Genomic DNA, 12,471 nt, shown 5'->3' on the forward strand with positions numbered 1-12,471 from the left:
GATGAACCGAACGATCGGTCGGTCGGGCGGACGGCAGACTCAGACAGGGAGCCGGGATGACGGCAGTGACCCCGGACACGGGACACGGCACGGAGCACGACACGGACCTCGTGCGGCTCGCAGCCGCATTCGACGCCGCCGTGGCGGCGGACGAGCGCGTCGAGCCGCGTGACTGGATGCCCGAGGAGTACCGCGCGACCCTGGTCCGCCAGATGGCCCAGCACGCCCACTCCGAGATCATCGGCATGCAGCCCGAGGCGAACTGGATCACCCGCGCGCCCTCGCTGCGCCGCAAGGCGATCCTGATGGCCAAGGTCCAGGACGAGGCGGGCCACGGGCTGTACCTGTACAGCGCCGCCGAAACGCTGGGCACCAGCCGCGACGAGCTGCTCGACAAGCTCCACGCGGGCAAGCAGAAGTACTCCTCGATCTTCAACTACCCCACCCTGACCTGGGCGGACGTCGGCGCGATCGGCTGGCTCGTCGACGGCGCCGCGATCACCAACCAGGTGCCGATCTGCCGCTGCTCCTACGGGCCCTACGCCCGGGCCATGGTCCGGATCTGCAAGGAGGAGTCCTTCCACCAGCGCCAGGGGTTCGAGCTCCTCATGGCCCTCTCGCAGGGCACCGAGGCCCAGCACGCGATGGCGCAGGACGCGGTCGACCGCTGGTGGTGGCCGTCCCTGATGATGTTCGGTCCGCCGGACGACGCGTCGTCGCACTCGGCGCAGTCGATGGCCTGGCGCATCAAGCGCCACTCCAACGACGAGCTGCGCCAGCGCTTCGTGGACATCGCCGTCCCGCAGGCCGAGTCGCTGGGCCTGACCCTGCCCGACCCGGACCTCAAGTGGAACGAGGAGCGCGGGCACCACGACTTCGGCGCGATCGACTGGACCGAGTTCTGGGACGTGCTCAAGGGCAACGGCCCGTGCAACGCGGAGCGGATCGGCCGCCGGCGCGCGGCACACGAGGAAGGCGCCTGGGTGCGCGAGGCGGCGGCGGCCTATGCGGACAAGCAGGCCGCCGCGAAGAACGACGGACAGACCGAGGAGGCACGGGTATGACGCAGAACTGGCCCCTGTGGGAGGTGTTCGTGCGCTCGCGGCGCGGCCTGTCGCACACGCACGCGGGCAGCCTGCACGCCCCCGACGCGGAGATGGCCCTGCGCAACGCCCGCGATCTCTACACCCGGCGCGGCGAGGGCATCTCGATCTGGGTGGTGCCCTCCACCGAGATCACCGCCTCGTCGCCGGACGAGCGGGACCCGTTCTTCGCCCCGTCCGCCGACAAGCCCTACCGTCACCCCACCTTCTACGACGTCCCGGAGGGGCTGAGCCACCTGTGACCGGCACCGACACCGCCCGCGAATCCGCCCGCGAGGCCGGCTCCGAGACCCTCGGCGACAGCTCCGCGGCGGCCGCCCTGGCCCTCGGGGACGACGCGCTGATCCTCTCCCACCGCCTCGGCGAGTGGGCGGGCCACGCCCCCGTCCTGGAGGAGGAGGTCGCGCTGGCCAACATCGCCCTCGACCTCCTCGGCCAGGCCCGCGTCCTGCTGTCCCTGGTCGGTGACGAGGACGAGCTCGCGTTCCTGCGCGAGGAGCGGTCCTTCCGCAACCTCCAGCTGGTCGAGCAGCCGAACGGCGACTTCGCCCACACCATCGCCCGCCAGCTGTTCTTCTCCCTCTACCAGCACGAGCTCTACGGGGACCTGGCGCGGGGCGACGGCCCGTTCGCCCCGCTCGCGGCCAAGGCCGTCAAGGAGACCGCCTACCACCGCGACCACGCCGAGCAGTGGACCCTGCGGCTCGGCGACGGCACCCCGGAGAGCCGCGCCCGCATGCGGGCCGCCCTCGACGCGCTGTGGAGGTACACGGGCGAGATGTTCCAGCCCGTGGAGGGCCTCGGCGACCTGGACTGGGCCGCTCTGGAGGCCCGCTGGCTCGCCGCGGTCACCGCCGTGCTGGAGCGGGCCGGACTGGCGCTGCCCGAGGGGCCGCGCACCGGCGCCTGGGCTGCCGGGGCCGGCCGGCAGGGCCTGCACACCGAGCCGTTCGGCAAGCTCCTCGCAGAGATGCAGCACCTGCACCGCAGCCACCCGGGGGCGTCGTGGTGACCGGCGCCGGGACGGCCGCGACGACCCGGCTCGAAGCCGAACTGGCCGAGCTCGCGGGCTCCGTGCCCGACCCCGAGCTGCCCGTCCTCACGCTCTCCGAGCTCGGCGTGATGCGCGGAGTGCGGATGTGCGAGGACGGCCACGTCGAGGTCACCCTCACCCCCACCTACACCGGCTGCCCGGCCATCGAGGCGATGTCCGCCGACATCGAGCGGGTCCTGAACGACCGCGGCATGCCCGACGTGCGGGTGACCACCGTCCTGGCCCCCGCCTGGTCCACCGATGACATCTCCGCCGAAGGACGCCGCAAGCTGGCCGAGTTCGGCATCGCCCCGCCCCGGCCGCACGCGGCCGGGGGTCCCGTCCCGCTGACCCTCTCGGTGCGCTGCCCGAACTGCGGATCCACCGACACCGAGCTGCTCAGCCGCTTCTCCTCCACCGCGTGCAAGGCCCTGCGCCGCTGCGTCTCCTGCCGCGAACCGTTCGACCACTTCAAGGAGCTGTAGATGGCCGAGGCACTCCGGCCGGCCACCCGGCACGGCGCGTTCCACCCGCTCACGGTGGCCTCGGTCGAGCGCCTCACCGAGGACGCGGTGGCCCTGGCCCTCCAGGTCCCCGCCGGCCTGCGCACCGAGTACCGGCACGCCCCCGGCCAGCACCTGACCCTGCGCCGGACCACCCCCGAGGGGGTCGAGATCCGCCGCACGTACTCGATCTGCTCGGTCGCCCCGGCCCCGGACGGCCCGGGCCCCGAGCTGCTCCGCGTCGGGGTGCGGCTCGTGGAGGGCGGCGAGTTCTCCACGTTCGCGCACAAGGAGATCGCCGCCGGGGACGTGCTCGACGTGATGGTCCCGGCCGGACGGTTCGTCCTGGACCCGGCCGCGGCACCCGCCGGCGGACACTACGCCGCCGTCGTCGGCGGCAGCGGGATCACCCCCGTGCTGTCCATCGCCGCGACCCTGCTGGCCGCCCGGCCCGACGCCCGGTTCTGCCTCGTGCGCAGCGACCGCAGCGCCGCGTCGACGATGTTCCTGGACGAGGTCGCCGACCTCAAGGACCGCTACCCGGCCCGCTTCCAGCTGGTGACCGTCCTCTCCCGCGAGGAACAGGAGGCCGGTCTGCCCTCCGGCCGCCTCGACGAGGAGCGGCTGGCGGCGCTGCTGCCCGCCCTGCTGCCGGTCGCCGAGGTGACGGGCTGGTTCCTGTGCGGGCCGTACGGCCTGGTGCAGGGGGCCGAGCGGGCGCTCGGCGCGCTCGGCGTCGCCCGGAGCCGGGTCCACGAGGAGATCTTCCACGTCGAGGACACGGCGGCGCCGACCCGCGCGGCCGCGGCCACCGCGCCCGCCCACGGGCGGGTCACCGCACGGCTCGACGGCCGCTCGGGAACCTGGCCGGTCCGCGAGGGCGAGTCCCTGCTGGACGCGGTACTGCGCAACCGCGCCGACGCCCCGTACGCCTGCAAGGGCGGCGTGTGCGGCACCTGCCGGGCCTTCCTCGTGACGGGGGAGGTGCGGATGGAGCGGAACTTCGCCCTCGAAGAGGAGGAGACCGAGGCCGGCTTCGTCCTGGCCTGCCAGTCGCACGCCGTGACGGAGGAAGTGGAGATCGACTTCGACCGCTGACCCGGCGTCCACCCGGCCGTCCTCCCCGCGCCCTTCCGCCCAGGTCCGGCACCAGGCTGTGCATTTTCAAGAACTTGTTCTATCTTGACGCACCGTCAGGACAGGATGGACCGGGTGCGCGCGGGAGGACAGGCAGTGGACTTCACCTTCACCGAGGAACAACAGGCCGCCGTCGAGGCGGCGAAGGCCGTGTTCGCGGATGTCGCGCCCGACAGCGTGCCGAGCCCCGCGCTCACCCCCGGGGCGGTCGCCCAGGACTTCGACCGGCCGCTGTGGGCCAAGCTCGCCTCGTCCGACCTGCTCAGCCTGGTCCTGGCCGAGGAGCACGGCGGCGCCGGCCTCGACACCATCGCCCTGTGCCTGGTGCTGCGCGAGGCCGCCGGGGTACTGGCCCGCGTACCGCTGTTGGAGCACTGCGCCACCGCCATGGCCGTCCAGGCCCACGGGGGGCCCGAGCTGACGGCCGCGCTGCTGCCCGGCGCCGGCAACGGCGCGCTCGTCCTCACCGCCGCCGCGCACGGCCGCTCCGGCCACGACCCGGCCGAACTGGCCGTCACCGCCCGCCGGGACGGCGCCGAGTGGACCCTGGAGGGGGTCCAGACCTCCGTCCCCTGGGCCCAGAACGCCGACTGGATCGCCGTACCGGCCCACACCGGCGGGGGAGAGGCCGTCCTCGCGCTCGTCCCCCGCACCGCCGAGGGTCTGACCCTCGCCGAGCAGGCCTCCACCAGCGGGGAGCGCCTCGCCGAACTGACCCTGGACGGCGTACGGGTGCCCGCCCCGCACCTCATCGAAGCCCCCGGCGCCTGGGAGCGCCTGCGCCAGCTCCTCACCACCGGGACCTGCGCCCTCGCGCTCGGCCTCGGCGAGCGGGTGCTCGCCATGACCAGCCAGTACACCGCGAAGCGCGAGCAGTTCGGCTTCCCCGTCGCCACGTTCCAGGCCGTCGCCGTCCAGGCCGCCGACCGCTACATCGACCTGCGCGCCATGGAGGTCACCCTCTGGCAGGCCGCCTGGCGCCTCGACGCCGCGACCGGCGGAGCCGGCGGTCCGCTGCCGAGCTCCGGTGACGTGGCGGTCGCCAAGATCTGGGCCTCGGAGGGGGTGCGCCGGGTCGTGCAGACCGCACAGCACCTGCACGGCGGGTTCGGCGCCGACACCGACTACCCGCTGCACCGCTACCACGCCTGGGCCAAGCAGCTGGAGCTCCAGCTCGGCCCGGCCGCCGCGCACGAGGAGGCCCTGGGCGACCTGCTGGCCGCCCACCCCCTCGCCTGACACCGGGCCGGGCCCGCAGCCCGCAGCCCTCGGAACCCGGGCCCGCGGTATTCGGGGCCCGAACCCGGGAGCCCGGGCTCCCCGGTGCCCTAGAGCACGAAGGGCGGGTTCCCGCTGTCCGTCACCATCGGACGGCCGGACCCGTCCCAGGCCTGCATGCCGCCGTCGATGTTGACGGCGTCGATGCCCTGACGGACGAGGTACTGGGTGACCTGCGCGGACCGCCCGCCCACGCGGCACATCACGTGCACGCGGGCGCCGTCCGGAGCGGCCTCCGTGAGCTCGCCGAAGCGGTTCACGAAGTCGCTCATCGGGATGTGCAGAGCGCCCTCGACGTGGCCGGCCGCCCATTCGTCGTCCTCCCGGACGTCCAGGACAAAGCCTTCGGAGGGCACCGCGGCGGCGTCCACCGAGGGAAGCGGTCCGAAGTTCATGCGTGGCCTTCTCTCATCGCAGATGGGGGAGGCCAACCTATCGGACCCCGCCCCTGGGGCCTGCCTGCGCCGGGAACCCGCCGGACCCGCCGCGGCCGGGCCGGGAACCCCGCCGGCGCCCGGCGGGAAAGGCCGCAGCGCTCAGGGAGCGGCGAGAGCGGCGAGTTCCGTCTCGCGTTCGGACACCTGCGCCAGCAGCTGCTCCGCGATCTCCTCCAGCAGCCGGTCCGGGTCCTCCGGGGCCATCCGGAGCATCGACCCGATCGCGCTGTCCTCCAGGTCCTTGGCGACCAGCGACAGCAGCTCCTTGCGGCGCGACAGCCACTCCAGGCGGGCGTACAGCTCCTCGCTCTCGCCCGGAACCGCCCGCTCGGGCGCCGGACCGGCCGCCCACTCCTCGGCGAGCTCGCGCAGCTGCTGCTCCTCGCCCCGCCCGTACGCGGCGTTCACCCGGGCGATGAAGGCGTCCCGGCGCTCCCGCTCGACCTCGTCCTGGGCGAGGTCCGGGTGGGCCTGGCGGACCAGCTCGCGGTAGAGGCGCCGTACCTCCTCCGAGGGCCGCACCCGCTGCGGCGGCCGCACCGGACGGTCGGTGAGCATCGCGCCGGCGTCGTCGGAGATCCCGTCGGAGTCCATCCAGTCGTGGAACAGCTCGTCCACGCCCGGCATCGGCATCACCAGCGCGCGCGCCTCCTTGGCCCGCCGCAGGTCGTCCGGATCTCCGCTGCGGGCCGCCTTGGCCTCGGCGATGAGCGCGTCCAGTTCGTCGAGCCGCGAGTACATCGGCCCGAGCTTCTGGTGGTGCAGGCGGGAGAAGTTCTCCACCTCCACGCGGAAGGTCTCCACCGCGATCTCGAACTCGATCAGCGCCTGCTCGGCGGCGCGCACGGCCCGCTCCAGCCGCGCCTCGGGACGGTCCGCGCCGGAATCACCCGAGTCGCCGGGACCGCCGGAATCACCGGGGCCGACGGGGGCCGACTGTGCGGGCTGCTCAGGCTGCTCGGTCTGTTCGGTCTGCTCGCTCACGCGGCCAGCCTACGGCCCGCCCGGCCGGGCGGTGTTTCACGTGAAACACCGCCCGCCGCACGAGCCACCCGCCCGCGGCACCGGCCCGGACCCGCCGGGCGCCGGACCGCCCGAACCGGATCGTCCGCGCACCCCGCCACCCCGCCACCCGCCGCCCGCCACGCGCCGCCCCCACCGTCAGACCCCGGCCTCCGCCGCGATCCGTCCCGCCCGTACCGCCGTCACCAGGTCCGCGTGGTCCGCCTCGGTCCGGTCGGCGTAGGCCACCGCGAACGCGGCCACCGCCTCGTCCAGCTCCTCGTTCTTCCCGCAGTACCCGGCCAGCAGCCGGGGGTCGACGCTGTGCGCGTGCGCCCGCGCCAGGAGCGCCCCGGTCATCCGCCCGTAGTCGTCGAACTCCTCCGCGGTCAGCGCCGCCGGATCCACGCTCCCCTTGCGGTTGCGGAACTGCCGTACCTGGAAGGGCCGCCCCTCCACCGTGGTCCAGCCGAGCATGATGTCCGACACCACCTGCATCCGCTTCTGCCCGGCCACCACGCGGCGTCCCTCGTGCTCCTGCGGCGGTGCGGGGAAGCCCAGGGCCGGCAGGTGCGGCAGCAGGACCGAGGGCCGCGCCTCCTTCACCTGGAGCACCAGCGGCTGGCCCCGGTGGTCCATGAGCAGCACCACGTACGAGCGGGTGCCGACGCTCCCGGTGCCCACGACCCGGAAGGCCACGTCGTGGATCGCGTACCGGGCCAGCAGCGGCAGCCGGTCGCCCGTCAGGGTCTCCAGGTACGGGCCCAGCGAGGCCGCCACCGCGGCCGCCTCCGCGTCCCCGACCCGGCGCAGCACGGGCAGCGCGTCCACGAAGCGGCAGCTGCCGTCCGCCGCGGCCTCGGTCGACTTCGCCGCGAACCGGGCGGAGGTGTTGTTGCGGGCCTTCTGCGACACCCGCTCCAGCGTCCCCAGCAGGTCCCGGGCGTCGGCGTGCGAGACGAGTTCCTCGTCCGCGATGGCGTTCCAGGCGTCCATCGCGGGCAGCTTCGCCAGCAGGCGCACGGTCCGCCGGTAGGCGCCCACCGTGTCCCGGGCCGCCGCCCGGCAGGTGTCCTCGTCGGCTCCGGCCACCCGCCCGGCCAGTACCAGCGAGGTGGCCAGCCGCTTCACGTCCCACTCCCACGGACCGAAGACGGTCTCGTCGAAGTCGTTGAGGTCGATGACGAGACGGCCGTGCACGTCCCCGTACAGCCCGAAGTTCGCCGCGTGCGCGTCCCCGCAGATCTGCGCGCCGACCCCGGTGACCGGGCCGCCGGACAGGTCGTGCGCCATCAGCCCGGCCGCCCCGCGCAGGAAGGCGAACGGGTTCGCCGCCATCCGCCCCACCCGTATCGGAGCCAGCTCGGCGACCCGGCCGACGTTGGACTCCTCCACCGCCCGGACGGCGTCCGGGCGGTCGGCCGGCGCCTCGAAGGCGGCGTGCGCCGAGCGCGGCACCCGTCCGCGCAGGGCCTTGCCGTGCTCCTTCGGCGATCCGTCCGCCACTCTCGGCGCGAACCCCTCCACCTGCGGTATCCGCTGCCCCGCTGCCGCCGTCATGTGCGCCGCCCCACCAGTCCGTTCGATCGCCAGAACGGGCTGACCGTACCGACAGCCCGGCACCCCTGGCCAGCACCTCCGCGCCGGCGCCCCCGGCCCGCGCCTCCCGCCGGGCGGCTACAGGCCCGCGTCCCTGGCCAGCAGCGCCGCCTGCACCCGGTTCTCACAGCCCAGCTTCGCCAGGATCCGGCTCACGTACGTCTTCACCGTGGCCTCACTCATGTGCAGCCGCCGGCCCGCGTCCGCGTTCGACAGGCCCTCCCCGAGCAGCGCCAGCACCCCGCGCTCCCGCTCGCTCAGCTCCGCCACCTGCCGGCGCGCCTGCTCCCCGCGCACCGCCGCCCGCCCGGAGGACAGCTGGTCCACCACGTGCCGCGTCGCACCCGGCGAGAGGTACGCGTCGCCGGCCGCGGCCGCCCGCACCGCCCCGATCAGCTCGCCCGGCGCCGAGTCCTTCAGCAGGAACCCCGCGCCGCCCTGGCCCAGGGCCCGCAGCACGTTCTCCTTCTCCCCGAAGGTGGTCAGGATCAGCGCCCGCACCGACGGAACCGCCCGCTTCAGCTCCCCGAGCGCGGTCAGCCCGTCCATCACCGGCATCTGGATGTCCAGCAGCACCACGTCCGGCCCGTGCGCGCGGGCCAGGTCCACGGCCTCGCGCCCGTTCGCGGCCTCCGCCACCACCTCGATGTCCGGAGCCGAGGTCAGGATCATCCTGATCCCGGCCCGGATCAACGGCTCGTCGTCCGCGATCACCACGCGGATCACTTCGGCTGTCACCCGAACTCCTACTGCTTGACCTGGTAGGACCGCTTGTCGACGAGCGTGCCGTCCTTGAAGCAGAACCGGAACGCGACGTCGGTGGTCAGATCCGGCGAATCCTCCGTCGACAACAGCACCAGACAGCTCGACCCCTCCGGCCGCGGCGGCCCCTTCCGGTCCATGCCACCGGTGAAGATGCTGTCCCCGTCCGGCAGCCGGTCGCGGACCGCCTGCTCCGACTCGCCCAGCCGCACGGCGTCGTACTCGCCCCGGTCGATCATCGCGTTGTTCACCGACCCGACGAGCATCACCACTCCGGCCACCAGGGCGACCAGCAGCACCACCACGGCCGCGGACGCGATCCCGCACCCCATCGCTATGCCGCCGGACCGGCTGCGGGCCCGCACGGCCAGCTCCCGGTCCACCGCGGCCCAGTCCATCGGGGAGTCGCCCTTCGGGTCCCCGACCACGGCCCCCTGCCCGAAGTCGTCGGCCACCTCCGCAACCCCGGCCGGCCCGGCGCCGTACGGGAGCACCCCCGCGACCCGGAATCCGCCGCCCTCGACCGCGCCCGCGTGCACCATCCCGCCGACCAGCCGGGCCCGTTCGCGCAGCCCCGTCAGCCCCTGACCGCCCGACACGACCTCCCCGGCTCCCGGACCGGTCGCGGGGCCGTTGGCGATCTCCACCACCAGCGAGTCGTCCTCGTACCGCAGCTCCACCGCGATCGACGCCCCCGGAGCGTGCTTGTACGCGTTCGTCAGCGCCTCCTGCACGATCCGGTAGGCCGCGTGGTCGCAGGCCGCGACGAGCTCCCGCGGCTGCCCCGTCGTCGTCAGCCGTACGTCCGTCCCCGTGCCCCGCGCCGCCTCCACGACCCCCGCGATCCCGGCCACGCCGCGCGCCGGGGACTGGGCCTCCTCCACCGGCACCGGGGCCTCCACCCCGTCGCGCATGATGCCGACGACCTCGCGCAGCTCGTGCATCGCCGCCACCGAGGCCTGCCGCAGCACCCCCACCGCCTCGCGCTGGCGGTCGGTCAGCTTCGGATCGACCTCCAGCGCACCGGTGTGCACCGAGATCAGCGCCAGCTGGTGGCCCAGGCTGTCGTGCATGTCCTGCGCGATCCGCTGCCGTTCCCGCAGCCGCGCCTGGCCCGCGACCATCGCGCGCTCCCGCAGCAGCTGCCCGTTGCGCTCCTGGAGCGCACGCAGCAGCGTCCGGCGCTGCGACCAGTACCGGCTGGCCAGACCCGGCACCACCGTCGCCACGAGGAACATCAGCGTCGTGAACACGATCACGAGCAGCGGCCGCATCTGGTCCCACTGGGACAGCAGGCTGAATCCGGTCGCGGCGAGGAAGGCGAGGGTGAAGGCGGCCAGGGCCCGGCCCACCCCGACGATCCGGCGCCCCGCGGACCAGCCCAGCGGAATCGTGACCAGGAACACCCCGGGCAGCACGCTGCTCGCCGCCGATCCGACCACGAGGGCGCTCCCGGGGAACCTCCTGCGCAGGAGCGTCAGCGCCACGACGGCCAGGGCGCTCACCAGCATCCGGCGCCCGGAGCCGTTGTCGAGCTCCTCGACGCCCAGCCCCAGCACGGCCAGCACACCGGCCAGGGCCAGGTCACCGGCCAGCATCCGCCGGGTCCAGGGCTCGGGCCCCCTCAGCCGGTCCCAGCCCGCACGCGTCTTCGCCATGACATCCACCCGACGACCCTAGACACCCGCGTCCGACGCCCGCCGCCCTCTTTCGTCGCGCCTCCCGCGACGAAAGTCTGGTCCCCGGGGATCGAAGACCCGCACGAGACGCACAACACGAAACGGCCGCCACCGCTTTCGCGATGACGACCGTTTCGTCGATGTGGGCGAGGGGGGATTTGAACCCCCACGTCCCGAAGGACACTGGCACCTGAAGCCAGCGCGTCTGCCGTTCCGCCACTCGCCCGAGCAGCACTCCAGTGGATCTTCCCTTTCGGGCCGTTCCCCTGGCGACGTCGAAAGATTAGCACGTGGAACGGGGTGGATTCACATCCCTTTCCCCGGCCCCCCGCACCCCGCCGGGGACGGCCCCTCCCGCACTCCGCCCCCGGTGCGGGACACTGTCCCTGGCACGCCCCTACGATCGCTTGTGAGGACCAACACTCCTCCACACAGGACCGATGGGGAACCAGCCGAATCCGCCACGCGTGGATACGATCAGTAAGCAGTACAGGGCGACAACGACGGAGGAGGTGCCCCATGGGAGTCCTGAAGCGGTTCGAGCAGCGACTCGAAGGTCTGGTGAACGGCACCTTCGCCAAAGTCTTCAAGTCCGAGGTCCAGCCGGTCGAGATCGCCGGCGCCCTCCAGCGGGAGTGCGACAACAACGCCACCATCTGGAACCGTGAGCGGACCGTCGTCCCCAACGACTTCATCGTGGAGCTCAGCGCCGGCGACTACGACCGCCTGAGCCCCTACTCGGGACAGCTCGGCGACGAGCTCGCGGGCCTGGTCCGCGACTACGCCAAGCAGCAGCGCTACAGCTTCATGGGCCCCATCAAGGTCCAGCTGGAGAAGGCCGACGACCTCGACACCGGGCTCTACCGGGTCCGCAGTCGCACCCTCGCCTCCAGCACCTCGCAGCCGCAGGCCCCCCAGGGCGGCCAGGCAGCGTCCCAGAACCAGCAGCAGGGCGGCTACGGGTACCCCCCGGTCGCCGCCCCGCCCATGCCCGCGGGCCCGCCTCCCGGCGGCGCCGCAGGGCGTCGGCCCGCCCCCGGCGGAGCCGCGCCCGCGTCCTCCCCGGGCGCTCCGCGACGGCACTGGATCGAGATCAACGGCACCCGCCACCAGATCTCGCGCGCCACGCTCGTACTCGGCCGAAGCACGGAAGCCGACGTGCGGATCGACGACCCCGGCGTCTCGCGCCGGCACTGTGAGATCCGGACCGGAACGCCCTCGACGATCCAGGATCTAGGGTCCACCAACGGCATCGTGGTGGACGGGCAGCACACCACCCGCGCTACGCTCCGCGACGGCTCGCGGATCGTCGTGGGCAGCACCACCATCATTTACCGGCAAGCCGAAGGGTGAAGCGGGGGCAATGTCAGAGCTGACCCTGACGGTCATGCGGTTGGGTTTCCTAGCCGTTCTGTGGCTGTTCGTCATCGTGGCCGTCCAGGTCATCCGCAGCGACCTCTTCGGTACGAGGGTGACGCAACGCGGCTCTCGCCGCGGCGGCGCGGCTGCCGGTGCCCAGCAGCAGGCGGGGGGCCGCCAGACGGCCCCGCCCCAGCAGCGCCAGCGCCGCGGTGCGCCGACCAAACTCGTCGTCTCCGAGGGCACCCTCACGGGCACCACGGTGGCCCTCGCGGGCCAGACGATCACGCTGGGCCGCGCCCACGACTCGACCATCGTGCTGGACGACGACTACGCGTCCAGCCGTCATGCCAGGATCTACCCGGACCGTGACGGGCAGTGGATCGTCGAGGACCTCGGCTCCACCAACGGCACGTATCTCGACCGGAACCGGCTGACCACCCCGACGCCCATTCCGCCGGGTGCCCCGATCCGCATCGGCAAGACCGTCATCGAGCTGCGGAAGTAGTACGAGAATGAGCGAGCGGAGCGAGCGAGCCGCGGAGATCCGTCCCACTGTGGAAACGGACCCGCGCGCGC

Annotated in this window: 13 protein-coding genes and 1 tRNA gene; 8 read left to right on the forward strand and 6 right to left on the reverse strand. The window is 73.5% G+C overall.

Annotated elements, in window-relative coordinates; translation table 11 throughout:
- Positions 1-56 precede the first annotated feature (56 nt).
- The 6 genes from paaA (at position 57) to ACZ6S8_RS09325 (ending at position 5,015) form a co-directional block, all read left to right on the forward strand.
- Entirely contained in the window at positions 57-1,064 is a 1,008-nt protein-coding gene (gene paaA / locus ACZ6S8_RS09300; protein WP_469453961.1) for a 1,2-phenylacetyl-CoA epoxidase subunit PaaA, read from the forward strand.
- Positions 1,061-1,345, forward strand: coding sequence for a 1,2-phenylacetyl-CoA epoxidase subunit PaaB (gene paaB / locus ACZ6S8_RS09305; protein ID WP_386525619.1), 285 nt, complete (start codon positions 1,061-1,063; stop codon positions 1,343-1,345). Before paaA ends, paaB begins: the two co-directional genes overlap by 4 nt.
- 77 nt (positions 1,346-1,422) lie before the next feature.
- On the forward strand, positions 1,423-2,115 hold the full coding sequence (gene paaC, locus ACZ6S8_RS09310; RefSeq protein ID WP_469454339.1) for a 1,2-phenylacetyl-CoA epoxidase subunit PaaC: 693 nt from the start codon (positions 1,423-1,425) through the stop codon (positions 2,113-2,115).
- Complete coding sequence (gene paaD, locus ACZ6S8_RS09315) at positions 2,109-2,621, forward strand: 1,2-phenylacetyl-CoA epoxidase subunit PaaD (RefSeq protein ID WP_469453963.1); 513 nt, start codon at positions 2,109-2,111, stop codon at positions 2,619-2,621. The genes paaC and paaD overlap by 7 nt, the downstream gene beginning before the upstream one ends.
- On the forward strand, positions 2,622-3,737 hold the full coding sequence (locus tag ACZ6S8_RS09320) for a 2Fe-2S iron-sulfur cluster-binding protein (RefSeq protein ID WP_469453964.1): 1,116 nt from the start codon (positions 2,622-2,624) through the stop codon (positions 3,735-3,737).
- 135 nt (positions 3,738-3,872) lie between these two features.
- The gene (locus ACZ6S8_RS09325; protein ID WP_469454340.1) at positions 3,873-5,015 is read left to right on the forward strand and encodes an acyl-CoA dehydrogenase family protein; all 1,143 of its coding nucleotides are present in this window, start codon (positions 3,873-3,875) and stop codon (positions 5,013-5,015) included.
- Between the two features lie 89 nt (positions 5,016-5,104).
- Here the strand turns inward: ACZ6S8_RS09325 and ACZ6S8_RS09330 are convergent, their stop codons facing one another.
- The 6 genes from ACZ6S8_RS09330 to ACZ6S8_RS09355 form a co-directional block, all read right to left on the reverse strand.
- Positions 5,105-5,449: a rhodanese-like domain-containing protein gene (locus ACZ6S8_RS09330; protein WP_469453966.1), complete on the reverse strand. Its 345-nt coding sequence runs from the start codon at positions 5,447-5,449 to the stop codon at positions 5,105-5,107.
- A gap of 141 nt (positions 5,450-5,590) precedes the next feature.
- Positions 5,591-6,475: a J domain-containing protein gene (locus tag ACZ6S8_RS09335; RefSeq protein ID WP_469453967.1), complete on the reverse strand. Its 885-nt coding sequence runs from the start codon at positions 6,473-6,475 to the stop codon at positions 5,591-5,593.
- Between the two features lie 177 nt (positions 6,476-6,652).
- The gene (locus ACZ6S8_RS09340; RefSeq protein ID WP_469453969.1) at positions 6,653-8,053 is read right to left on the reverse strand and encodes a DUF2252 domain-containing protein; all 1,401 of its coding nucleotides are present in this window, start codon (positions 8,051-8,053) and stop codon (positions 6,653-6,655) included.
- A gap of 117 nt (positions 8,054-8,170) precedes the next feature.
- Positions 8,171-8,830, reverse strand: coding sequence for a response regulator (locus ACZ6S8_RS09345; protein ID WP_469453970.1), 660 nt, complete (start codon positions 8,828-8,830; stop codon positions 8,171-8,173).
- An 8-nt stretch (positions 8,831-8,838) separates the two neighbouring features.
- A complete protein-coding gene (locus ACZ6S8_RS09350; RefSeq protein ID WP_469453971.1) occupies positions 8,839-10,512 on the reverse strand; it encodes a sensor histidine kinase in 1,674 nt (557 codons plus the stop codon).
- Between the two features lie 164 nt (positions 10,513-10,676).
- Positions 10,677-10,759 (reverse strand) — tRNA-Leu (locus tag ACZ6S8_RS09355).
- Positions 10,760-11,052: 293 nt separating this feature from the next.
- Here ACZ6S8_RS09355 and ACZ6S8_RS09360 point away from each other — a divergent pair.
- Positions 11,053-11,886 carry an FhaA domain-containing protein gene (locus ACZ6S8_RS09360; RefSeq protein ID WP_469453972.1) on the forward strand — a complete coding sequence of 278 codons (834 nt, stop codon included), beginning with the start codon at positions 11,053-11,055 and terminating at the stop codon, positions 11,884-11,886.
- Between the two features lie 10 nt (positions 11,887-11,896).
- Complete coding sequence (locus ACZ6S8_RS09365; protein ID WP_469453974.1) at positions 11,897-12,400, forward strand: FHA domain-containing protein FhaB/FipA; 504 nt, start codon at positions 11,897-11,899, stop codon at positions 12,398-12,400.
- Positions 12,401-12,471 lie beyond the last annotated feature (71 nt).

This window comes from Streptomyces sp. NPDC048461 (assembly GCF_055587105.1).